General features: G+C 62.2%; 24 protein-coding genes and 1 pseudogene. 10 read left to right on the forward strand and 15 right to left on the reverse strand.

From position 1 onward, the window contains the following. Positions 1 to 29: 29 nt before the first annotated feature. The 7 genes and pseudogenes from mdh to sdhC form a co-directional block, all read right to left on the reverse strand. Entirely contained in the window at positions 30 to 992 is a 963-nt protein-coding gene (gene mdh / locus ACEN84_RS07475; RefSeq protein ID WP_112385778.1) for a malate dehydrogenase, read from the reverse strand. A 176-nt stretch (positions 993 to 1,168) separates the two neighbouring features. Then, positions 1,169 to 2,332: a cell division protein ZapE gene (gene zapE / locus ACEN84_RS07480; protein ID WP_413710446.1), complete on the reverse strand. Its 1,164-nt coding sequence runs from the start codon at positions 2,330 to 2,332 to the stop codon at positions 1,169 to 1,171. A gap of 48 nt (positions 2,333 to 2,380) precedes the next feature. Then, positions 2,381 to 2,889, reverse strand: a pseudogene (locus ACEN84_RS07485) (protease inhibitor Inh/omp19 family protein). Between the two features lie 268 nt (positions 2,890 to 3,157). Continuing rightward, positions 3,158 to 3,937: a succinate dehydrogenase iron-sulfur subunit gene (locus tag ACEN84_RS07490; RefSeq protein WP_112517747.1), complete on the reverse strand. Its 780-nt coding sequence runs from the start codon at positions 3,935 to 3,937 to the stop codon at positions 3,158 to 3,160. Between the two features lie 12 nt (positions 3,938 to 3,949). Next, a complete protein-coding gene (sdhA, locus tag ACEN84_RS07495; protein ID WP_130283281.1) occupies positions 3,950 to 5,791 on the reverse strand; it encodes a succinate dehydrogenase flavoprotein subunit in 1,842 nt (613 codons plus the stop codon). A 7-nt stretch (positions 5,792 to 5,798) separates the two neighbouring features. Next, positions 5,799 to 6,179 carry a succinate dehydrogenase, hydrophobic membrane anchor protein gene (gene sdhD, locus ACEN84_RS07500; protein WP_112717916.1) on the reverse strand — a complete coding sequence of 127 codons (381 nt, stop codon included), beginning with the start codon at positions 6,177 to 6,179 and terminating at the stop codon, positions 5,799 to 5,801. A gap of 11 nt (positions 6,180 to 6,190) precedes the next feature. Further along, positions 6,191 to 6,583: a succinate dehydrogenase, cytochrome b556 subunit gene (gene sdhC / locus ACEN84_RS07505; protein WP_112717914.1), complete on the reverse strand. Its 393-nt coding sequence runs from the start codon at positions 6,581 to 6,583 to the stop codon at positions 6,191 to 6,193. 317 nt (positions 6,584 to 6,900) lie between these two features. Here sdhC and ACEN84_RS07510 point away from each other — a divergent pair, with 317 nt between their 5' ends. Further along, a complete protein-coding gene (locus ACEN84_RS07510; protein WP_413710447.1) occupies positions 6,901 to 7,344 on the forward strand; it encodes a hypothetical protein in 444 nt (147 codons plus the stop codon). Here the strand turns inward: ACEN84_RS07510 and ACEN84_RS07515 are convergent. From ACEN84_RS07515 to tsaD, 5 genes are read right to left on the reverse strand one after another with little or no spacing between them, the layout of a single operon-like run. Continuing rightward, on the reverse strand, positions 7,334 to 7,981 hold the full coding sequence (locus ACEN84_RS07515) for a class I SAM-dependent methyltransferase (RefSeq protein ID WP_413710448.1): 648 nt from the start codon (positions 7,979 to 7,981) through the stop codon (positions 7,334 to 7,336). The two genes, ACEN84_RS07510 and ACEN84_RS07515, sit on opposite strands and share 11 nt — an antisense overlap. 6 nt (positions 7,982 to 7,987) lie before the next feature. After that, positions 7,988 to 8,419: an EVE domain-containing protein gene (locus ACEN84_RS07520; protein WP_413710449.1), complete on the reverse strand. Its 432-nt coding sequence runs from the start codon at positions 8,417 to 8,419 to the stop codon at positions 7,988 to 7,990. 1 nt (position 8,420) lies between these two features. Then, positions 8,421 to 8,714, reverse strand: a complete 294-nt coding sequence (locus ACEN84_RS07525) for a YciI-like protein (RefSeq protein WP_413710450.1) — start codon at positions 8,712 to 8,714, stop codon at positions 8,421 to 8,423. Between the two features lie 9 nt (positions 8,715 to 8,723). After that, on the reverse strand, positions 8,724 to 9,707 hold the full coding sequence (locus ACEN84_RS07530; RefSeq protein WP_413710451.1) for an NAD(P)H-dependent glycerol-3-phosphate dehydrogenase: 984 nt from the start codon (positions 9,705 to 9,707) through the stop codon (positions 8,724 to 8,726). Beyond that, positions 9,704 to 10,801, reverse strand: a complete 1,098-nt coding sequence (gene tsaD / locus ACEN84_RS07535) for a tRNA (adenosine(37)-N6)-threonylcarbamoyltransferase complex transferase subunit TsaD (protein ID WP_413710452.1) — start codon at positions 10,799 to 10,801, stop codon at positions 9,704 to 9,706. The genes ACEN84_RS07530 and tsaD overlap by 4 nt, the downstream gene beginning before the upstream one ends. 72 nt (positions 10,802 to 10,873) lie before the next feature. Between tsaD and hemC the strand changes: the two genes are divergently transcribed. From hemC to ACEN84_RS07565, 6 genes are all read left to right on the forward strand, one after another. Then, complete coding sequence (hemC, locus tag ACEN84_RS07540) at positions 10,874 to 11,803, forward strand: hydroxymethylbilane synthase (protein ID WP_413710453.1); 930 nt, start codon at positions 10,874 to 10,876, stop codon at positions 11,801 to 11,803. Positions 11,804 to 11,809: 6 nt separating this feature from the next. Continuing rightward, positions 11,810 to 12,508: a uroporphyrinogen-III synthase gene (locus ACEN84_RS07545; protein ID WP_413710454.1), complete on the forward strand. Its 699-nt coding sequence runs from the start codon at positions 11,810 to 11,812 to the stop codon at positions 12,506 to 12,508. Positions 12,509 to 12,598: 90 nt separating this feature from the next. Next, positions 12,599 to 13,876 carry a COG4223 family protein gene (locus ACEN84_RS07550; RefSeq protein ID WP_413710455.1) on the forward strand — a complete coding sequence of 426 codons (1,278 nt, stop codon included), beginning with the start codon at positions 12,599 to 12,601 and terminating at the stop codon, positions 13,874 to 13,876. 3 nt (positions 13,877 to 13,879) lie between these two features. Then, entirely contained in the window at positions 13,880 to 15,493 is a 1,614-nt protein-coding gene (locus ACEN84_RS07555) for a heme biosynthesis protein HemY (RefSeq protein ID WP_413710456.1), read from the forward strand. 17 nt (positions 15,494 to 15,510) lie between these two features. Then, a complete protein-coding gene (locus ACEN84_RS07560) occupies positions 15,511 to 15,996 on the forward strand; it encodes a TerB family tellurite resistance protein (RefSeq protein WP_112718453.1) in 486 nt (161 codons plus the stop codon). Beyond that, positions 15,986 to 16,747 (forward strand): glutamine amidotransferase, encoded by a 762-nt coding sequence (locus ACEN84_RS07565; protein WP_112718451.1) that lies wholly within the window; start codon positions 15,986 to 15,988, stop codon positions 16,745 to 16,747. Before ACEN84_RS07560 ends, ACEN84_RS07565 begins: the two co-directional genes overlap by 11 nt. Here ACEN84_RS07565 and ACEN84_RS07570 read toward each other — a convergent pair. Continuing rightward, the gene (locus ACEN84_RS07570; protein WP_413710457.1) at positions 16,722 to 17,972 is read right to left on the reverse strand and encodes an MFS transporter; all 1,251 of its coding nucleotides are present in this window, start codon (positions 17,970 to 17,972) and stop codon (positions 16,722 to 16,724) included. The two genes, ACEN84_RS07565 and ACEN84_RS07570, sit on opposite strands and share 26 nt — an antisense overlap. 141 nt (positions 17,973 to 18,113) lie before the next feature. Here ACEN84_RS07570 and ACEN84_RS07575 point away from each other — a divergent pair, with 141 nt between their 5' ends. Together ACEN84_RS07575 and ACEN84_RS07580 are read left to right on the forward strand one after the other, a co-directional pair. Beyond that, positions 18,114 to 18,404 (forward strand): YggT family protein, encoded by a 291-nt coding sequence (locus ACEN84_RS07575; RefSeq protein WP_112718505.1) that lies wholly within the window; start codon positions 18,114 to 18,116, stop codon positions 18,402 to 18,404. Beyond that, positions 18,401 to 18,703, forward strand: coding sequence for a DUF167 domain-containing protein (locus ACEN84_RS07580; RefSeq protein WP_413710458.1), 303 nt, complete (start codon positions 18,401 to 18,403; stop codon positions 18,701 to 18,703). The genes ACEN84_RS07575 and ACEN84_RS07580 overlap by 4 nt, the downstream gene beginning before the upstream one ends. A gap of 2 nt (positions 18,704 to 18,705) precedes the next feature. Here the strand turns inward: ACEN84_RS07580 and ppa are convergent, their stop codons facing one another. Further along, positions 18,706 to 19,239 (reverse strand): inorganic diphosphatase, encoded by a 534-nt coding sequence (gene ppa, locus ACEN84_RS07585; protein WP_112718445.1) that lies wholly within the window; start codon positions 19,237 to 19,239, stop codon positions 18,706 to 18,708. A 219-nt stretch (positions 19,240 to 19,458) separates the two neighbouring features. On the opposite strand from ppa, the gene ACEN84_RS07590 reads away from it, so the two are divergent. Then, the gene (locus tag ACEN84_RS07590; protein ID WP_413710459.1) at positions 19,459 to 19,899 is read left to right on the forward strand and encodes an MEKHLA domain-containing protein; all 441 of its coding nucleotides are present in this window, start codon (positions 19,459 to 19,461) and stop codon (positions 19,897 to 19,899) included. Positions 19,900 to 19,911: 12 nt separating this feature from the next. Here the strand turns inward: ACEN84_RS07590 and ACEN84_RS07595 are convergent, their stop codons facing one another. Continuing rightward, on the reverse strand, positions 19,912 to 20,418 hold the full coding sequence (locus ACEN84_RS07595) for an N-acetyltransferase family protein (protein ID WP_413710460.1): 507 nt from the start codon (positions 20,416 to 20,418) through the stop codon (positions 19,912 to 19,914). Positions 20,419 to 20,569: the final 151 nt, after the last annotated feature.

Genomic DNA, 20,569 nt, shown 5'->3' on the forward strand with positions numbered 1-20,569 from the left:
TGTTTGAATTGCGTGGGGGCGCGCGGGAATTACTTCAGCGCAGGCGCAATGTTGATGCAGGCTTCGCAAAGGCCGGCGACAGCAGCCACCGACTTGTCGAAGGCTTCCTTTTCGGCCTTGTTCAGGTCGATTTCGATGACGCGCTCGACGCCGCCGGCACCGATGACGGTGGGAACGCCGACATACATGTCCTTGACGCCGTACTGGCCGGTGAGCTGCGCTGCGCAAGGCAGTACGCGCTTCTTGTCCTTGAGGTAGGATTCAGCCATTTCGATCGCCGAAGCGGCCGGAGCGTAATAGGCCGAGCCGGTCTTCAGCAGGCCGACGATTTCGGCGCCGCCGTCACGGGTGCGCTGGATGATTTCTTCGAGGCGCTCCTTGGTGACCCAACCCATGGTGACGAGGTCGGTCAGCGGGATGCCGCCGACGGTCGAGTAGCGAGCGAGCGGCACCATCGTGTCGCCGTGGCCGCCGAGAACGAATGCGGTGACGTCCTGAACGGAAACGTTGAATTCCTTCGAGAGGAACAGGCGGAAGCGCGAGCTATCCAGAACACCGGCCATGCCGACGACCTTGTTGGCCGGCAGGCCGGAGAACTTCTGCAGGGCCCAGACCATCGCGTCGAGCGGATTGGTGATGCAGATGACGAAAGCGTTCGGGGCATACTTCTTGATGCCGGCGCCGACCTGCTCCATGACCTTCAGGTTGATGCCGAGAAGATCGTCGCGGCTCATGCCGGGCTTGCGGGCGACACCTGCGGTAACGATGCAGACGTCAGCACCTTCGATCGCCGAGTAATCGCTGGCGCCGGTCAGGTTGACGTCGAAGCCTTCGACCGGAGACGACTGGGAGATGTCGAGGCCCTTGCCCTGCGGAATGCCGTCGGCAATGTCGAACAGAACGATGTCGCCGAGCTCCTTGAGACCGGCGAGATGCGCCAGCGTGCCACCAATCATGCCAGAACCAATGAGTGCGATCTTATTACGCGCCATTTCGCTTTTCCTTTGCGAATATAATCGGTCGGGCGGCGCGCGGCGGCGTCGTCCAATGCCGCAATCGCATAGACCTAAAGCCAAAAAATGGCAACGTGTTATTTTTGGTGTAGCATTTTCAATCGTTTAGATATCAAAATTCTTACGTAAACGTAAGATAATTTGTCACTAAAGTGTTACTCGGCAGCGGTCTTCTGATGATGCAGCGCAAGATATTCCGCGCTCCGCATCTCGAAGAGACGCGATGCCGTACGATCGAATTCGAACCCCTCGGTGCCCCTGCGTTCGGTCAGCAGATCCTCGGGCATGGCCGCGGCGGAGGCATGAAGCCGCACGCCATGGTCATATAGGGTATCGACGAGAATGATGAAGCGCTTGGACTGATTTCGCTTGTCGGGACCAAGCAGCGGAATGCGGTCGATGAAAATCGTGTCGAAACACGCGGTGATCGCCAGAAAGTCGGCAGCGCCAAGCGGCTTGTCGCAGAGATCGCTGAAGGCGAAGCGCGCCATCCGGTCGACGGCGAGCGGCACATGGATCGACCGGCCCTTCATCGGAATTTCAAGCGGTTGCGCCTTGCGACCATGCAGCATCTGCGTCCAGGACGCATCCATTGCCATATCCGTCCGTTCGTCGATCGGCGTCAGATAGACGGGCTGGCTGTTCAGCTTCTCCATCCGGTAATCCGTCGGGGAGTCGAGCGTCACGACGTCGACATTCTTCTTCAGAAGCTCGACGAAGGGCAGGAAAAGGCCGCGATTGAGGCCATCCCTGTAAAGATTTTCGGGCTCGACATTGGAGGTCGCGATCAGCACGCAGCCACGCGCAAAGAGCTCTGAGAACAGCCGCGACAGGATCATCGCATCGGCAATGTCGGTGACCGTGAATTCGTCGAAGCAGAGAAGCTCGGCCTCTTCGTAGAGGGAGGCTGCGACCGGCGGCATTGGATCCGCCTGCTTGGTTTCGCCGTCCTTCAGCTTCTGGCGGTGCGCCGCGATGCGGTTATGCACATCGGCCATGAATTCGTGGAAATGCGCCCGGCGTTTCTTTTTGCAGGGCGCCATGCCGAAGAACATGTCCATCAGCATCGTCTTGCCGCGGCCGACGCTGCCATGGATGTAGAGCCCCTTGATCCCCTGCTCGGCCTTCTTCTTGGAAGCGAACAGCCAGCCGAGAGCGCTGGACTTGGCCGCGGGGCGGCGCTGCTTCAGCTGCGAAAGAACCCGGTCCAGGTTCTTTGCCACGTCCATCTGTGCGGAATCGACCTGCAAATCACCGTTGGCCGTCAGCGACTTCAATTGTTCGCTGACGCTCAGGGCGTAGTCTGGCATTGGCTGCATGAGAGCAAATCCGCCTATGCGTGGCCGGCGGACCCGCCGCCGGATGAATTACCGGCTGAGGGTGATTGCCTGGCCGCCGCTGGTCTGGCCGGAGAAGCTGTTGTCGGCGGTCTTGTAAACGCTGCCGATCTGGTTGCCGCTACGGTCCTTGAGCAGAACCTGCTTGCCGGACACTTCCCAGGAACCCATTGCCGTCAGTTCGCCGGCGCAACCGCGCGTACCGCCGCGCGAGCCGCTGCCGAGATTGGTCAGCGTCAGGAACATGTCGCAGCTGCCGTTGACGCGCCAGCTGCCGACCATCGATTCTTTGGTGACATCGAGAGCGTTTGCGGCCATGGCGCCCGGGGCTGCCGGAGCGGCAGGCGCCGCGCTCGGTGCGGCCGGGAACTGCGATGCGCCGCCCGGAGGGGAAGCTGGCCGCCCTGCACCGACGGCACGGGCTGCGCCGTCAGCGGCGCCGGCTGGCTGCTGTAACTCGCGTTGTCATAGGCCGTACGCTGGCAGCCAGCGAGTGACAGAACAACCGCCACACCTGTCATCGCATATCGCAACTGCATCTTGAGGCTCCCGAATATTCGCTTTGCCGCATCAAAAATAGTCATCGGACTAATTTTCGAATTAACGTATTTCACTTTGGTTAATCAAGTCGGCACAGCCGTAAATTGCCCGTGACAGGACCTAAGCCGGAACAGAGGCAATTCAAGCCGTGCGGAAGGACTTCTGAAGGCAGAATTTGTCATCAAGGTGATGACCGCGCATTCTTCCCCGGTTTGACCGGCCACCGGAAGAAAAACGGCGCCGCAAGCGGCGCCGTTCGATTTGCCGTCAGACGCGGCGCTCGACCATCATCTTCTTGATCTCGGCAATCGCCTTTGCCGGGTTCAGGCCCTTCGGGCAGGTCTGCGCGCAGTTCATGATCGTGTGGCAGCGGTACAGGCGGAACGGATCCTCGAGATTGTCGAGGCGCTCGCCGGTTGCTTCGTCGCGGCTGTCGATCAGCCAGCGATAGGCCTGCAGCAGAACAGCCGGACCGAGATAACGGTCGCCGTTCCACCAGTAGCTCGGACAGGAGGTCGAGCAGCAGGCGCAGAGAATGCACTCGTAGAGGCCGTCCAGCTTCTGGCGGTCCTCGTGGCTCTGCTTCCATTCCTTGGCCGGCGTCGGCGACACCGTCTTCAGCCAAGGCTCGATCGAGCGGTGCTGGGCATAGAAGTTGGAGAGGTCGGGAACCAGGTCCTTGACGACAGGCATATGCGGCAGCGGATAGATCTTGACCGTACCCTTGATGTCGTCGAGACCCTTGGTGCAGGCCAGCGTATTCGTGCCGTCGATATTCATGGCGCAGGAACCGCAGATACCTTCGCGGCAGGAGCGGCGCAGCGTCAGCGTCGGGTCGATCTTGTTCTTGATGTAGAGCAGACCGTCGAGAACCATCGGGCCGCAATCGTCGATATCGATATAGAACGTATCGATCGACGGCGTCTGGCCGTCATCCGGGCTCCAGCGATAGACGCGGAATTCGCGGGTGTTCTTGGCACCGGCAGGCTTCGGCCACACCTTGCCTTCGCGCATCTGGGAGTTCTTGGGGAGAGCGAGTTCAACCATGTCCAGTTCCTCTTAATACACGCGAGCCTTCGGCGCGATCTTCTTGGGATCGATGCCGTCTGCAATCAGCTCGGTGTGAACCGGGCGGTAGTCGAGCTTGACGTCGCCTGCCTCGTTGACCCAGGCAAGCGTGTGCTTGCGCCAGTTGACGTCGTCGCGGCCGGCGAATGCGCCTTCCGTATAGTCTTCGCGCGCATGCGAACCGCGGCTCTCCTTGCGGGCCTCGGCGCCGTAGATCGTCGTGATGGCGTTGGCCATCAGGTTCTGCAGCTCGAGCGTTTCGACGAGGTCGGAGTTCCAGATCATCGAGCGGTCGGTGACCTTGATGTCCTTCATCTCGCCCCAGATCGCCGAAATGCGCTGGCAACCGGATTCCAGCGATTCCTGCGTGCGGAAGACGGCGGCGTCTTCCTGCATGGCGCGCTGCATCTTTTCACGCAGCACCGCCGTCGGCGTACCGCCGCTGGCGTGGCGCAGGCCGTCGAAGCGGTCCATGATCTTGTCGCAGGCAGCGACGTTGAGATGCGGGACGGGCGCTGCGCGGTCGATAACCTCGCCGGCGCGGATTGCGGCGGCGCGGCCGAAGACCACGAGGTCGATCAGCGAGTTGGAGCCGAGACGGTTGGCGCCGTGCACCGAGGCGCAGCCCGCTTCACCGACAGCCATCAGGCCCGGAATGATCCGCTCAGGGTTATTGCTGTCGGCATTCAGCACTTCGCCCCAGTAGTTGGTCGGAATGCCGCCCATGTTGTAGTGGACGGTCGGCAGAACCGGGATCGGCTCGCGCGTCACGTCGACGCCGGCGAAGATCTTGGCGCTCTCGGAAATGCCCGGCAGGCGCTCGTGCAGAACGGCCGGATCGAGATGGTCGAGATGCAGGAAGATGTGGTCCTTGTTCTTGCCGACGCCGCGGCCTTCGCGGATTTCCAGCGTCATGCAGCGCGAGACGACGTCGCGCGAGGCAAGATCCTTGGCCGACGGTGCGTAGCGTTCCATGAAGCGCTCACCCTCGGAGTTGACGAGGTAGCCGCCTTCACCGCGTGCGCCTTCCGTGATCAGACAGCCGGAACCGTAGATGCCGGTCGGGTGGAACTGGACGAATTCCATGTCCTGCAGCGGCAGGCCGGCGCGCGCAACCATGCCGCCGCCGTCGCCGGTGCAGGTATGGGCCGACGTCGCCGAGAAATAGGCGCGGCCGTAACCGCCGGTCGCCAGCACCACCATCTTGGCGGCGAAGCGATGGATCGTGCCGTCATCGAGGTTCCAGGCAACGACGCCGGTGCAGCGGCTGCCGTCTTCCGACATGATCAGATCGAGCGCGAAATACTCGATGAAGAATTCAGCATTGTTTCGCAGCGACTGGCCATAGAGCGTGTGCAGGATGGCGTGGCCGGTACGGTCGGCGACGGCGCATGTACGCTGTACCGGCGGTCCCTCGCCGAAATTCTGCATGTGGCCGCCGAACGGGCGCTGGTAGATCTTGCCTTCCTCGTTACGCGAGAACGGCACGCCGTAATGCTCGAGTTCATAGACCGCCTTCGGCGCTTCCATGGTGAGATACTGCATGGCATCGACGTCGCCGAGCCAGTCGGAACCCTTGACGGTGTCGTAGAGGTGCCACTGCCAGCTATCGGGCGTCATGTTCTGCAGCGACGCGGCAATGCCGCCCTGGGCCGCAACGGTGTGCGAGCGCGTCGGGAATACCTTGGTGATGCAGGCGGTGCGGAAGCCTTGCTCTGCCATGCCGAGCGTGGCGCGCAGACCGGCGCCACCGGCGCCGACGACGATCACATCATAAGAGTGGTCGACGTACTTGTAGGCCTTCCCATTCTGAGCGGGTGAAGAGGGTGCCATGATACGGTTATCCTACGAATGCAATTTTCAGAATGGCGAAGAGACAGAGGCCGGCGATCAGGATCGAGAAGAACGTGTTCAGCATCAGGCTGATGATCTTCAGCCATTCGGAATGAACATAGTCCTCGATGATGACCTGCATGCCGAGCTTCATGTGAATGACGCCCGAGATGATCATCAGGCCCATGATGACGGCGACGAACGGGTTCGACAGGGCATGAACCACTTCCGCATAGGGCTGGCCGGCGTGAACCAGCATGAAGATGATGAAGAACAGAAACAGCGGCACGTTGGCGACCGCGGTCACACGCTGGCGCCAGAAATGATCGGTGCCATCCTTGGCGGAGCCGAGGCCGCGAACCTTACCCAGGGGGGTACGCATATCCATGAGAGCGACCTTTAACGAACGATGAAGCCGATCACCCAGACCAGCGCGGTCAGACAGAGCGATCCGATCAGATTGGCGATGGCGAGCTTGGTGGAGAATTCCTTGCCGAAGCCGTGGCCGAGGTCCCACATGAAGTGGCGGAAGCCGCCGAGCATGTGGTGGATCAGCGCCCAGGTGTAGCCGAGCAGGACCAGCTTGCCGATGATGCTGCCGAGCACCCAGTTGGCCCAGTCGTAATTCGACTGGCCGGTCGCGGCTGCAATCAGCCACCAGGCGATCAGCAGCGTGCCGACATAAAGAGCGCCACCGGTAATGCGGTGAACGATCGACATGATCATGGTGGGGATTGGTTTGTAAATTTGCAAATGCGGCGACAGGGGCCGGTTATTTGTCACATTCGCCATCAGAACCTCGCGGCGTCTTCTCTGCGCTTCCGGAATACGGAGCATATCAAGGCAACCACAGGAATGACAAAATTGTCTGTGTGCGTTGCATCAATGGCGACGTTTAATCACCGAAACCCCGGACGACAAGCACAATTGCTGTCCGCTTTTTAATTTAATCGATTCGCGTTACCGGGAAGTTGCTGCAGAGCAAAACTGGCCCGCGCCGCTCAGATTTTATCCTGATTTTTCATCGCTCAAGTGGACATGCAGAAAGTTTTGACGCAAGCTGCCGTTAACGATTTGTTAACGATCGCATTTTGCGAGGAAGACATCCGATGGTCACGCGTTTTTCGAAAGTCCTTCCGCTCATGCTCGGCGCCTTGATGGCGCTGCCGGCCGCCGCCGGTGAACGCTTCCCGCATCGTGATCGCGGCATGGTTCACTGGACGGGCGGCAATCAATGGTATGGCGATCGCGATCGTCGCCATGGCCACAACCGCTATGTCCGCCTTCGCCAGTTCTCCCCGGTTGCCAACGGCTACAGCATCCGCAGCGTCAATGCGGCCGCCCCGCAGGTGGCAGGCCCAGCATACAACGGCACCTATGCCGGTTCCTACGCCTATGACGTCGATGGCGGCACCTATATCGGCGCCAGCGGCTATACGATCTATGGCGCGCCGCAGACCGCGACCGTTGCCCCCAAGGCAAAGATCATCGACGTCGCCGTGCAGGACGACCCTTGCGAATACGAGGCCAATGTCTGCGTGATCAGGCCCTGAAGCGCCAGACGGTCGTCTTCTTGACTTCGCTATCCTCGAGCGCCCGGGTGACGGGCACTTCATAGACAGCGCAGAATTCCAGCCTGTCTTTCGGCAGATAGGCGCGGCCTGGATCGCCGACCAGAATATCCTTGCCTCCGGCCGCCAGGCGCTGAAACCACGGCAGCAGCGCATCGGCAAAGCCGCGATCATAGAAGACGTCACCGGCAAGCAGCACGTCGGCAGCGATCATCGAGCCGATCAGGTCCGCACCCTCGAATTCAATCGAAACGTCATTCGCCGCGGCGTTCAGCCGGACCGCGGTTTCCGTCCATGGATCGATATCGGCCGCCAGCACCTTCACCGCACCTGCAATGCGGGCGGCGATCGCCACGAGACCGGATCCCGTCGCAAAATCCAGAACGCTCTTGCCGCGCAGATGCTCCGGATGATCGAGCACGTAACGCGCCAGCCCCTGCCCGCCCGCCCAAGCGAAAGCCCAGAATGGCGGCGGCAGACCGATCTCGGCAAGCTCCTCTTCCGTCTTCAGCCAGAGCTCATGGGCTTCGCTCGCCAGATGCAGCCGGATCTCAGGCACATGCGGCGGCGCCATCAGGCTGGTATTGGCGCGGATGAAGAGTTCGGGATCGGTCTTCAAAGGCGGTCAGCGCGGCGGGTTGTCGAGCCCGCCCATGCGGCAGACTTCCAGCCACTCGTCATCGGTCACGGGCTGCACGGAGAGGCGCATGGACGTGACCAGCGACATCTTGGAGAGTTTTTCGTTCGCCTTGACATCCTTCAGCGTCACCGGCTTCGGCATGTCCATCACGGCGCGGATATCGACGCAGTCCCATTTGGGATCGCCTTTGGCGCTGGAATCGGGATGCGAGAGAGCGCAGACTTCGACGATACCGACGATCTCCAACCCCTCATTCGAATGGTAGAAGAAGCCCTTGTCGCCGATCTGCATGGCCCGCATGTTGTTGCGCGCCAGATAGTTGCGAACACCGGTCCATTCCGTGCCTTTTTCGCCGGCAGCCTTCTGCCGCTCCCAGGACCAGGATTCAGGCTCGGACTTGTAAAGCCAATGCGCCATCTCAGGCCTCCGGATTGTTGAAGACCCAGTTATAGGGCTTCACCTCGACGCTCTCGAACAGGCCGGCCTTAGCATAGGGATCAGCCTCGCCGAGCGCCTTGGCGGCTTCAATGCTGTCGGCCTTGACGATCACCAGGCTGCCATTCGGCTTGCCGTCAGCGTCAAGGAACGGGCCGGCGATCGCCAGCTTGCCTTCGGCATTGAGCTTGTTGAGATACTCGACATGCGTTGGGCGCGTTTCGATGCGCACGTTCAGGTGTCCCGGCTTGTCCTTGCAGAGAAGGGCGAAAAGCATGTCAGTCTCCTATTCGGTGGTGATCGGACGTGTCATCAATTGTTCGATTGCCTCGGCAATACCGAGTTTGCCCTCGATGATCGCCGAGACGGCATCGGTGATCGGCATCTCGATGCCGAGCTCTCTCGCGAGCCGCGACGCGACGGCGGCCGCAAAAGCGCCCTCGACCAGCTCGCCATGCGAGGGATCAGCCTTGTCTCCGCGCCCGAGCGCGATGCCGAAGCGCAGATTGCGCGACTGATGGCTGGTTGCCGTCAGCACCAGATCGCCAAGGCCGGAAAGCCCCCGCACCGTATCCGCCTGCCCGCCCTTTGCCGCAACGAGCCGGGACATTTCGGCCAGGCCACGGGCAATCAGCGCTGCACGGGCGGAATCGCCTATGCCGCAACCTTCGACGATGCCGCAGGCAATCGCGAGAACATTCTTCAGCGCACCACCCAGCTGGACGCCGGTGCGGTCATCGGAGGCATAGAGCCGGAACGTGCGGCCCGAAATTGCCTGCGCCAGCCGCTCGGCGACATCCATATCAGCAGCCGCAATCGCCATCGCCGTCGGTAGCCCCTTGGCGATATCTGCGGCAAAGCCTGGACCGGAAAGCACTGCCACATGATGATCGGGCAGCTCGCGTTCCAGCATATCCGTCAAGAGCGTACCGGTAGAGCGTTCGATCCCCTTGGCGCAGGTAACGACGACAGCATCGTGAGCCAGATAAGGACCATAGTGTCGCGCCGCATCCGCCTGCGCCTGCGACGGCATGGCGAACAGCACGATGCCTGCCCGGCGGATCGCATCGGGCTCGGCGGAGAATTCCAGCGCCTCAGGCAGGGCAATGCCCGGCAGCACGGCGTCATGAAGCCGCTCTGAAGCAAGATCGGCCATCAGAGCCGGATCGCGGCCGATCAGCGTCACGGCGCTGCGCCCGGCGAGCGCGATGACCGCGGCAAGCGCCGTTCCGAACGCACCGGCACCGATGACTGCAATCCGCTCGCTCACGCCTTGGCTCCTCGTTTTCCGTAGTTAATTAGCGCCTCGGCATTGGAATCCAGCGGCCAGCGTGAGCGTGGCTGCACATCGAGATCATCGGGCGCGACACCGAGCGCCATGCGCTCCAGCCCCGCCCAGGCAATCATCACCGCATTGTCGGTGCAAAGCCTCAGCGGCGGCGCGATAAAGCGGAAGCCGTGCTTGTCGCAGAGTGCCTGCAGCGTGCCGCGAACCTCCTGGTTGGCTGCAACGCCGCCTGCCACGACCAGCGCCGGCGGGCCTTCTACATCCGGGAATTCCGCCTTGAAGCGCTGCAGCCCGCGGCCGATGCGATCCTTCAAGGTACGGGAAATGGCCTTCTGGAACGAGGCGCAGATATCGGCGATATCCTGCTGGGAAACCGGCGCGATGTCTGTCGCCGCCTGACGCACCGCCGTCTTCAGGCCGGAGAAGGAGAAGTCGAGCCGGGCCTCGCCGACCAGCGGGCGCGGAAAATTGAAGCGGTCGGGATTGCCCTTCGCAGCCGCCCTCTCGACCTCAGGCCCGCCGGGATAGGGAAGGCCGAGAAGCTTGGCGGTCTTGTCAAAGGCCTCACCCAGCGCGTCGTCGATCGTCGTGCCCCAGCGCTCGTACTCGCCGATGCCACGCACCAGAATGAGCTGCGTATGGCCGCCGGAGACGAGCAGCATCAGATAGGGAAAGGAAAGGCCATCCGTCAGCCGCGCCGTCAGCGCGTGACCCTCGAGATGGTTGATCGCGTAGAGCGGCTTGCCCGCTGCCTTGGCGATCGCCTTGCCGGTCATCAGGCCGACCAGCAGCCCGCCGATCAGCCCTGGTCCCGATGTCGCGGCGATCGCATCGACATCGGCCAGCGACACATTGGCGCGCTGCAGCGCTTCGTCGATCAGCGTGTCGAGCGCCTCCACATGGGCGCGCGCAGCGATCTCCGGCACCACACCGCCATAGGCGCTATGCTCGTCAAGTTGGCTCAGCACAACGTCGGAAAGCACATTCGAGCGGCCGTCCGCATCGCGTTCGACCACCGCTGCTGCGGTCTCGTCGCAGCTTGTTTCGATGCCGAGGATGCGTAGAAAGGAAGCCATGAAACCTGATCGTTGATTGCGATGGGTAAGAAACCCGGTTACGAGACTTCCGGTAACAACGGATCAAAGCGGATGCAAACAAAACCTTTCCGGATCGGCACGCGGGGCAGCCCGCTTGCGCTTGCCCAGGCCCATGAAGCCCGCGATCGGCTGATGGCTGCGCATGGCCTGCCGGAGGAAATGTTCGAGATCGTCGTGCTGACGACGACAGGCGACCGCATCACCGACCGCTCTCTCGCCGAGATCGGCGGCAAGGGGCTTTTCACCCAGGAACTGGAAGAGAAGCTGGCACTCGGCGAACTCGATTTCGCCGTTCATTCCGCCAAGGACATGCCGACCGTTCTGCCCGAAGGCCTCTATCTCTCCGCCTATCTGCCGCGCGAAGACATCCGCGATGCCGTCGTCGGCCGCACAGCACCAAAGCTGATCGACCTGCCGCATGGCGCCACCGTCGGCTCCTCGTCGCTGCGCCGCCAGGCGCTGATCCGCCGCATGCGGCCCGATATCAACGTCATCACTTTCCGCGGCCTCGTCGACACCCGCCTGCGCAAGCTCGCCGAGGGTCAGGTCGATGCGACGCTGCTGGCGCTCGCCGGTCTCAAGCGCCTTGGCAAGGTCGAAGTTCTGACCGACATTCTGGACCCCGACACTTTCCCGCCCGCACCCGCACAGGGCGCAATCGCGATCGAAAGCCGCATCGGTGACGAGCGCATCGACAATCTGCTGGCGGCGATCAACGATCCCGCAACCTTCGACGCCGTCTCCTGCGAGCGCGCTTTCCTCGGCGCTCTCGACGGCTCCTGTAGGACGCCGATCGGCGGCTACGCGATCTGCGAAGGCGACCAGATCAAGTTCTCCGGCCTGATCATCACCCCGGATGGCCGCCACCAGCATGCGATCTCGATCGACGGCAACCGCCGCGATGCCGCAGCACTCGGCACCCGCGCCGGGCAGGACGTCCGCGCCCGCGCCGGAACCACCTTCTTCGACGACTGGAGCTAGTCTTCCATGCGCGTGCTCGTCACCCGCCCGCAGCGTCAGGGGGAACGAACGGCACGGCGATTGCGCGAACGCGGACATGACGCCATGATGATGCCGCTCTCCGAACCGGTACATGACGGCGCGACGGCAATGGCCGCCCTTGCGCAGACATCGGGCCCGATCGCCATCACCAGCGCCGAGGCCGTCCGGGCGCTCTCCGACCAAGCCGCATCGCTGACACCGCACCTCAACCGCCCTCTCTATGCCGTCGGCAACGCCACGGCTGAAGCGGCAATCGCAGCAGGCTTCGTCACGGTCAAGGCAGCCTCCGGCGATGGCGGCGATCTCGCAGAATTGATCGCCGCCGAGACCACCGGCGCTGTCACCTATCTCGCTGGAAGACCACGGGCGGAAACCTTCGAAAAGCGCGCCGCCGAGCTTGGCCTCGAGCTGGCCACCGCCGAATGCTACCGCATGGAGCAGATTGCTCCGGGCCGCGATGCCCGCGAGGCGCTGCAGCAATCGCCGCCAGATGCCATCCTCCTCTATTCCCGCGAGACGGCAATCGCCTTGTTCCGATTTTTCAATCCCTTACCGGAGTGGCTGAGCGCCGCTCGCATTCTCTGCCTCAGTGAGGCCGTTGCAGCCGCCGTTCCGGCCGGGCTGCAGAAAAATCTTCGCATTGCGGCAATGCCGGATGAGCAAAGTCTTTTGTCGCTTCTTTGAAGGCGTTAGCCGCCCAAATTTGATCTAACCTCTTTCCTTAACTGGGATCACTGACTAGTTTCGTTGCAATGCAGGAAATATGAGGGCCTCATGGTATCGGGAAACCCGCCACGCCATTCGAAGAGAACCGACAAGCCGGTCACCATCGATCTGGAAGCGCAGGAATTTGCCAAGCAGGAGGATACCGCCTCCACCCCTGCCGATGCCGCAGCCGATACCGACGAGCAGGCGGCAAATGAGCTGAAGGAAACGCTGGAAGCGACGCCTTCGGAAGACGTATCGGCCGCAGCTGCGGTAGAAGAACCGGTACACACCGAAGAGCCATCGGCACCCGAAGCTCCGGCTGAAGAACCGGCGCCCCGCCACACCGAATCGACCATGTCTCCGCCGCCCCAGCAGCAGCGCGGCGGCAACACCTCGGGCCTGATCGCCGCCGGCATTTTCGGCGGCCTCGTTGCGCTCGCGGGAGCCGGCGCCATCCAATATGCAGGCTATCTCCCCGGCTCCGCACAGCAACCGGCGCAGACGGAACAGAACAGTGAACTCTCCGCCGAGATCGACGGCCTGAAGCAGTCGATCGCCAATCTCGCAGCCGCGCCGAATCCCGATGACGATGCTCTCGACAAGCGCATCGCCGCCCTGGAAGCCGCCGCCAAGACGCCCGCGGCTGCCCAGCCCGGCGATCCGGCAGCAACGGAGGCCCTTAACCAGAAGATCGCCGATCTCACGGCGCAGGTGTCCCAGCTGCAGAGCTCGCTCACCCAGGCCTCCGAACAGCAGGCGTCAAACGGCGCCGACATCACCAAGCGTCTCGACGAAGCCGAGAAGAAGCTCAACGAACCGCGCCAGGATGTGGCCGTCGCCCAGGCGATCGCCGCAGCAGCGTTGAAAGCGGCGATCGATCGTGGCGGACCGTTCACCGCCGAACTCGATACATTCGCGGGCGTCGCGCCTGACGATCCCGCCGTCAAGGATCTGCGCAACTTCGCGCAGACAGGCGTTCCCTCGCGTGCCGAGCTGATCCGCCAGGTTCCCGATGTCGCTACGTCGGCTGTTGAGGCCGTAAACCAGGCGAACCCGGATCAGAGCTGGTCCGACCGGCTGATGTCGAGTGCCAAGTCGCTGGTCAGCGTCCGCCCCGTCGGCAACATCGAGGGCGAAAGCGTCGAGGCGATCGCCGCCCGCATGGAAGACAAGGTGAAGAACGGCGACTTGCCGGGCGCCGCCAACGAATGGAACGACCTGCCGCCCGCAGCCAAGCAGGCATCGGCCGCCTTCAAGCAGTCGCTCGAAGCCCGTATCCGTGTCGAAGACCTCGTCAGCGGAGCGCTCTCGAAGGCCGTATCCGGCACCGGCAAGGAGGGCTGACCGATGATCAAGCTCGTCATCTTCGCCCTGCTCGTTCTCGTCCTTGGCTACGGCTTCTCCTGGCTTGCCGATCGTCCCGGCGACCTGTCGCTGATCTGGGAAGGCCAGCTCTACCAGACCAAGCTGATCGTTGCCGCCAGCGGCCTGATCGCGCTCATTGCTCTCGTGATGATCGGCTGGTGGCTGATCCGCACGATCTGGACCTCGCCGCATTCCGTCACCCGCTACTTCCGCGCCCGGAAGCGTGACCGCGGTTATCAGGCGCTCTCGACCGGCCTGATTGCCGCCGGCGCCGGCAATGCGCTTCTCGCCCGCAAGATGGCGGCCCGTTCGCGCGGTCTCATCCGCGCCGATCAGGAACCGCTTATCAATCTCCTGGAAGCACAGGCAGCATTGATCGAAGGCCGTCACGACGAGGCCCGCGCCAAGTTCGAAGCCATGGCCAACGATCCCGAGACCCGTGAGCTCGGCCTGCGTGGCCTCTATCTCGAAGCCAAGCGTCTTGGCGCCAATGAAGCTGCCCGCCAATATGCCGAGAAGGCTGCCGATAATGCGCCCTATCTCCCCTGGGCCGCGCAGGCGACCCTGGAATCCCGCAGCCAGGCCGGACGCTGGGACGATGCGATCCGCCTGCTCGACCAGCAGAAAGCCGCCCGCGTCGTCGACAAGCATGACGGCGACCGCATGCGCGCCGTGCTGCTTACGGCGCGCGCCGGCGACAAGCTCGACCGCGATCCGGCAGGCGCCCGCGACGATGCCCTGCATGCGCTGAAGTTGATCGCCGATTTCGAACCGGCCGCGATCATTGCCGCAAAGGCGCTTTTCCGCGAAGACAAGCTGCGCAAGGCGGCCTCGATCCTTGAACAGGCGTGGAAGACCAATCCGCATCCCGAGATCGGCCGCGTCTATGTGCTGGCCCGCAGCGGTGATTCCGTCATCGACCGGCTGAAACGTGCTGACAAGCTGGAAGCCATCCGCCCGAACAATGTCGAGTCGCTGCTCGTCGTCGCGCAAGCCGCTCTCGACGCGCAAAACTTCGCCAAGGCCCGCGCCAAGGCGGAAGCCGCCGCCCGCATGCAGCCGCGCGAAGCCGCCTTCCTGCTGCTTGCCGATATCGAGGAAGCCGAGACCGGCGATCAGGGCCGTGTGCGCCATTGGCTGGCGCAGGCGCTGAAGGCGCCGCGTGATCCGGCCTGGGTGGCCGATGGCTTCGTTTCCGACAAGTGGCTGCCGCTCTCGCCGGTCACCGGCCGTCTCGACGCCTTCGAATGGAAGGCGCCATTCGGCCAGCTGGAAGGCCCGGTCGAGGAAGGCTCGGCCACGTCGATCGACACGGCACTCAAAACATTGCCGCCGGTTCGCGAACATCGCCAGGAAGCACCGGCGAGCGATCACCGCATCATCGAGCTGGAACGCGCCGCAACGATCGCCGAAGCCGTTCGCCCGGCTCCGGCACCCGCGGCCCCTCCGAAGCCCGCTCCGGCGCCCAAGCCTGCCGAAGCGGCCTCCCCTACACGCCCGCCCGAACCGAAACCATATTATGGAATGCCTGATGATCCAGGCGTTCGCGACACCAAGGTGGATACGGAACCCAAGACACGGCTCCGCCTTTTCTGAGATGGAACGAAAACCGCATGTTCGAACGCTTTCAGGCATTCTTCCACAACCTCACGGCAGACGGGAGCAGGAAGGGTTTCGATCCCGATGACCCGCGCATTGCCGTTGCCGCGCTCTGCATGCAGGTCATGGAAGCCGACGGCCAGATCAAGGACAGCGAGAAGAAGCGGCTGCGCAAGCTGCTGAAGGAGCAATACGGGCTGGACGGCAAGCAGCTCGATGCCGTGATCGCCGCCGGCCTCGAGGCCGAAAGCAGCGCCGTCGACTACTATCGCTTCACCTCCGATCTCAAGCGCCATCTGAACACCGAGCAACGGCTCGAGCTGATCGGCATCCTCTGGGACATCGTCTATGCCGATGGCGAGCGCAGCGAGATGGAGGATCACGTCATCTGGCGGATCGCCGATCTGCTCGGCGTCTCCTCCCGCGAGCGCATCCAGAAGCGCCAGGAGGCCGCCGCCCGGGTGACCGATACGGTCGTGGTTCAAGACGATGCAGATTGAGCGCCCTGTAAAACGCGACAAGCGGCCCGTCCTGATCGTCCTGCATCAGGAACAATCCAGCCCCGGCCGCGTCGGCCAGCTGCTGGTCGAAAAGGGCTACAGCCTCGACATGCGCCGCCCGGTGCTGGGCGACAAGCTGCCGTCGACGCTTGACGGACATGCCGGCGCCGTCGTCTTCGGCGGCCCGATGAGCGCCAATGATCCGGAAGATTTCGTCAAGGCGGAGATCAACTGGCTCGACGTGCCGCTCAAGGAAAACCGTCCGTTTCTCGGCATCTGCCTCGGCGCCCAGATGCTGGTGCGCCATCTCGGCGGCAAGGTGCAATCAAACCCCGATGGTTCGACGGAGATCGGCTGGTATCCGCTGCGTCCGACGGAGAAGGGCCGGCTGCTGATGCACTGGCCGAAGATGGTCTATCACTTCCACCGCGAAGGCTTCGATCTGCCGCGTGGCGCCGAGCTGCTGGCGGAAGGTGATGCCTATCCGAACCAGGCTTTCCGCTACAACAAGAACGCCTGGGCGCTGCAGTTTCATGCCGAGCTGACGCGGGTGATGATGCACCGCTGGGTCGTCCACGGCGCCCACCGCTTTATCCTACCGAACGCCCAGCAGGGCCGCGAGCACCTTGAGGGACGCATGCTCTTTGATGCGCCGCTGAAGGCGTGGCTGAACGAGTTCCTCGATATCGTCTTCGAGGGCAAGACGGCGAAAGGCGCGCCGCTCTCTATGCCGGCGACGCTGAGCGCATAGGCGCATCGAGCGTATCGATCTGCCGCAGCTGGCGGAAGCTCATCGCCCAGATCACCGAAACGGCAAGCGTCCCCAGACCACCGATGACGACGGCAGGCACCGCGCCGAAGGTATGCGCCATCGTGCCTGCCCGGAACTCGCCGAGCTCGTTCGATGCACCGACGAAGACCATGTTGACGGCGTTGACACGACCGCGCAGCTCGTCCGGCGTCCACAGCGCGATGAGGCTTTCGCGCCCATAGACCGAAATCATGTCTGCGGCTCCCATGATCGCCAACGCGGCGATCGAGGTCCAGGTATGGGTCGAGACGCCGAAGACGATGGTGGCGATACCGAACAGGCCGACACCGGTGAACATGTAGAAGCCGGCGCGGTGTTTCATCGGATAGGCTGCCAGGAACAGCGCCATCACGATCGCGCCGACGCCGGGCGCCGAGCGCAGAAGACCGAGCCCCCAGGGACCGAGCGTCAGGATATCGCGCGCATAGATCGGCATCAGTGCCGTAGCGCCGCCGAGCAGCACGGCAAACAGGTCGAGCGAGATCGCGCCGAGCACCACCTTGTCCGCCTTGATGAAGCGGAAGCCGCCGAGGATCATGTCCCAGCTCTTTGCTTCGCCGGCGCTGTGCTGTGCTGGCTTCGGGATCATGAAAAGCAGGATGGCGCCGAGCACCGCGAAGATGACCGAGACCGTGTAGGCCGTCGTCGCGCCGACGCCGTAGAGCAGGCCACCGAGCACCGGACCGGTGATCGCCGCCAGCTGCCAGGAGGAAGAATTCCAGGCAATCGCGTTGGAGAGATCCTTCTCCGGCACCAGGTTCGGCGCCAGCGACTGCACGGCAGGTGCTGCAAAGGCGCGCTCGATGCCGAAAACCAACAGCACGATGAAAACCGGGATCGGCGAAAAGGTGCCCGTCACCGTCATGATCAGCAGCGCCAGCGTGCAGAGAGCGCTGACCAGCGAGCAGATCGAAGCGATGGCACGGCGATTGTAGCGGTCGGCGACCGATCCCGTGACCAGGATCAATAGCAGCGACGGCAGGAACTGCACTAGGCCGATCAGGCCGAGATAGATGGCGCTCCGCGTCTGGTCATACATCTGCCAGCCGACCGCGACGCTGAGGATCTGCTGCGAAAAGGAAAGCAGAAACTTCGCGAAGAAGAACCGGGTGTAGGAAGAATGCCGGAACGCGGCAAAACGGTCTCCGGTGAACGAGAAAGACATTGGGGGCAACCAAGGAAATCGGGCCGCGCGGTACAGTTCAAACGCGCCCATTAAACATGATTCACCGCGCGTTAAGACACGGCACTTGCCCGTTTAGTCGCCAATAGCTACATGTCTGTCAACAACGAACTGGAGACGACGATGATTGCCCTCTTTCAAACCATTGATTTGGCTTTGAATCTTTACACCTGGGTGCTGATTGCGAGTGCCATTTTCTCCTGGCTCTACGCCTTCAACGTCATCAATTCCAGCAACCAGTTCGTCAACTCGGTTGGGATGTTCCTCTACAATGTCACCGAACCGGTGCTGCGCCCGATCCGCCGCGTGCTGCCGAATCTTGGCGGCATCGACATCTCGCCGATCATCCTGCTGCTGATTATCTTCTTCCTGCGCTCCTTCATGTGGAACACCATTTTCCCGCTGGTGGCGTGAGCTCCGCCTGGACCGTTCATGACGGTCATCTCAGGCTGACGGTGCGACTGACCCCGAATGGCGGCCGCGACGCGATCGATGGATTGGACGGCGAGGGACAGCTGAAGGTGCGCGTCAGCGCGGTGCCGGAAGACGGCAAGGCGAACAAGGCGCTGATCGCCCTTCTCGCCAAATCTCTGCGCGTGCCGAAATCGGCCGTCGCCTTCATTTCCCGCGAAACATCGCGCAAAAAAATCCTCCGCATCGAAGGCGATACGGAGGATCTGATCGAAAAGCTGAAAGCTTTTACGAAAGCCTGAGCTTACTTTGCCTTCTTGGCGCGCTCGACGGCTTCGAGAATGAGTTCGCCGGCTTCCTTCGAACCCTTCCAGCCGAAGATCTTCACCCACTTGCCGGGCTCCAGATCCTTGTAGTGCTCGAAGAAGTGCTCGATCTGCTTCAGCGTGATGTCGGGAAGATCGGTATATTCCTTCACCTTCTCGTAGCGCAGCGTCAGCTTCGGCGACGGAACGGCAATGATCTTCTCGTCCTTGCCGGAATTGTCTTCCATCATCAGAACGCCGATCGGGCGTACGTTGATGACACAGCCCGGAACCAGCGGACGGGTGCTGGCGATCAGCACGTCGATCGGGTCGCCGTCCTCCGACAGTGTGTGCGGCACGAAGCCGTAGTTACCCGGATAGGTCATCGGCGTGTACAGGAAGCGGTCGACGACGAGGGTGCCGGCGTCCTTGTCCATTTCGTACTTGATGGGATGGCCGCCGACCGGAACCTCAACGATAACGTTGACATCTTCCGGTGGGTTGTTGCCGATGGAAATGGCGTCGATGCGCATCAGTGTCCCCTAATATAGGATGGTTTCCGGCTGCCAGATAATCAGAATCTCTTCGCAACGCAACATGTCAGGCCGCATCTTCCGTCGTTTTGGCTAATAGAGTTCGCCACCAACAGCGAAGTTCGGGGATCACCAGGGCAATGACCGGCGAGGCCACAAACCGGTCGCATTGTCCGGATTAGTTGGGCTTTTCAGATCTCATATTGCAAGCAGATGGCCATGTATCTTTACGAAAGCGACGACTTTTTCGATCTCCTCACCGGCAGCTACCGCCGCATCACCGGCAAGGATCTCGTGCCGCCGGAACTGACCAGACAGGAAGGCATCCGCTGGCTCTACGAGGACGCGCCGTTCGGCCTGCTGGCGCATGACACCGCACCCGATCCGGTCTTCGTCTATGGCAACAGGAACGCGCAGCGACGCTTCGAATATAGCTGGGACGAACTGACGGCATTGCCGTCGAGACTGTCCGCCGAAGCGCCCGAACGCGCCGCACGGGAGAACTTCCTGCGGCAGGTTGCCGAGAAGGGCTATGTCGACAATTACGAGGGGATCAGGATCAGCAAAACGGGCAAGCGCTTTCCGATCGCAAACGTGACGGTTTGGCAATTGATCGATGCCGACGGAGTGATCCGTGGCCAGGCAGCGAGGCTGCCATAAGCGGCAGTGCCGCTAGTTCCAGATGAAGCCAATCTTCTTCAGCTGCTTGTGGTCGAAGTTTTCCATGCCTTCGCAGAAATCGAGCCCGCCATGGCCGCGATAGAAGCGGCTGGCATTCTCGTTGTCTTCCAGGCACCAGACGACCAGGCCATTGCAGCCGAGCGACTTCAGCAACCGGCGCGCTTCTCCAAACAGCATCCGGCCGAGACCGATGCCCTGATATTCCGGGCGGAGATAAAGCTCGTAGATTTCGCCTTCCTGGGGAAGAGCACGGGCACGGTTAAGGCCGAGCGTCGCGTAACCGGCGACCGTTCCGGCCACATCGAGAACCAGCAGCGTTGCCGGGCCTCTGGTGGCCTTGCGCCACCAGCCTTCGCCGCGGCGTTCGATCATTTGTGTCAGAGCACGGTGTGGAATGATGCCGGCATATGTGTGCTGCCACGCAAGGCGATGCGCCTCCGATATGGCGCGGGCATCATGCGGCTCAGCCCGCCGAACACCGATCGACAACGTCTTCATAACGCTACTCTGGTCCTTCAGCGGACAATTAACCATACGCGATCACGCGCCCTGGCTGATTGCCCACAGACTTAACATGTGGACGATGGAAAAAATTTAACGCTTTTTTAACCATTGTCACAAGCCGGAATCGGCGGACCACACATAAAAA

It is taken from the genome of Rhizobium sp. Rhizsp82 (assembly GCF_047325115.1).
In the GTDB taxonomy this organism is placed as follows: domain Bacteria; phylum Pseudomonadota; class Alphaproteobacteria; order Rhizobiales; family Rhizobiaceae; genus Rhizobium.

What these genes read in the sequence shown, in the direction of transcription:
- mdh (WP_112385778.1), bottom strand. Translation starts at nt 992, where the DNA reads ATGGCGCGTAATAAGATCGCACTCATTGGTTCTGGCATGATTGGTGGC.
- zapE (WP_413710446.1), bottom strand. Translation starts at nt 2,332, where the DNA reads ATGCAGCCAATGCCAGACTACGCCCTGAGCGTCAGCGAACAATTGAAG.
- ACEN84_RS07490 (WP_112517747.1), bottom strand. Translation starts at nt 3,937, where the DNA reads ATGGTTGAACTCGCTCTCCCCAAGAACTCCCAGATGCGCGAAGGCAAG.
- sdhA (WP_130283281.1), bottom strand. Translation starts at nt 5,791, where the DNA reads ATGGCACCCTCTTCACCCGCTCAGAATGGGAAGGCCTACAAGTACGTC.
- sdhD (WP_112717916.1), bottom strand. Translation starts at nt 6,179, where the DNA reads ATGGATATGCGTACCCCCCTGGGTAAGGTTCGCGGCCTCGGCTCCGCC.
- sdhC (WP_112717914.1), bottom strand. Translation starts at nt 6,583, where the DNA reads ATGGCGAATGTGACAAATAACCGGCCCCTGTCGCCGCATTTGCAAATT.
- ACEN84_RS07510 (WP_413710447.1), top strand. Translation starts at nt 6,901, where the DNA reads ATGGTCACGCGTTTTTCGAAAGTCCTTCCGCTCATGCTCGGCGCCTTG.
- ACEN84_RS07520 (WP_413710449.1), bottom strand. Translation starts at nt 8,419, where the DNA reads ATGGCGCATTGGCTTTACAAGTCCGAGCCTGAATCCTGGTCCTGGGAG.
- ACEN84_RS07525 (WP_413710450.1), bottom strand. Translation starts at nt 8,714, where the DNA reads ATGCTTTTCGCCCTTCTCTGCAAGGACAAGCCGGGACACCTGAACGTG.
- tsaD (WP_413710452.1), bottom strand. Translation starts at nt 10,801, where the DNA reads ATGGCTTCCTTTCTACGCATCCTCGGCATCGAAACAAGCTGCGACGAG.
- hemC (WP_413710453.1), top strand. Translation starts at nt 10,874, where the DNA reads ATGCAAACAAAACCTTTCCGGATCGGCACGCGGGGCAGCCCGCTTGCG.
- ACEN84_RS07545 (WP_413710454.1), top strand. Translation starts at nt 11,810, where the DNA reads ATGCGCGTGCTCGTCACCCGCCCGCAGCGTCAGGGGGAACGAACGGCA.
- ACEN84_RS07550 (WP_413710455.1), top strand. Translation starts at nt 12,599, where the DNA reads ATGGTATCGGGAAACCCGCCACGCCATTCGAAGAGAACCGACAAGCCG.
- ACEN84_RS07555 (WP_413710456.1), top strand. Translation starts at nt 13,880, where the DNA reads ATGATCAAGCTCGTCATCTTCGCCCTGCTCGTTCTCGTCCTTGGCTAC.
- ACEN84_RS07560 (WP_112718453.1), top strand. Translation starts at nt 15,511, where the DNA reads ATGTTCGAACGCTTTCAGGCATTCTTCCACAACCTCACGGCAGACGGG.
- ACEN84_RS07565 (WP_112718451.1), top strand. Translation starts at nt 15,986, where the DNA reads ATGCAGATTGAGCGCCCTGTAAAACGCGACAAGCGGCCCGTCCTGATC.
- ACEN84_RS07570 (WP_413710457.1), bottom strand. Translation starts at nt 17,972, where the DNA reads ATGTCTTTCTCGTTCACCGGAGACCGTTTTGCCGCGTTCCGGCATTCT.
- ACEN84_RS07575 (WP_112718505.1), top strand. Translation starts at nt 18,114, where the DNA reads ATGATTGCCCTCTTTCAAACCATTGATTTGGCTTTGAATCTTTACACC.
- ppa (WP_112718445.1), bottom strand. Translation starts at nt 19,239, where the DNA reads ATGCGCATCGACGCCATTTCCATCGGCAACAACCCACCGGAAGATGTC.
- ACEN84_RS07590 (WP_413710459.1), top strand. Translation starts at nt 19,459, where the DNA reads ATGTATCTTTACGAAAGCGACGACTTTTTCGATCTCCTCACCGGCAGC.
- ACEN84_RS07595 (WP_413710460.1), bottom strand. Translation starts at nt 20,418, where the DNA reads ATGAAGACGTTGTCGATCGGTGTTCGGCGGGCTGAGCCGCATGATGCC.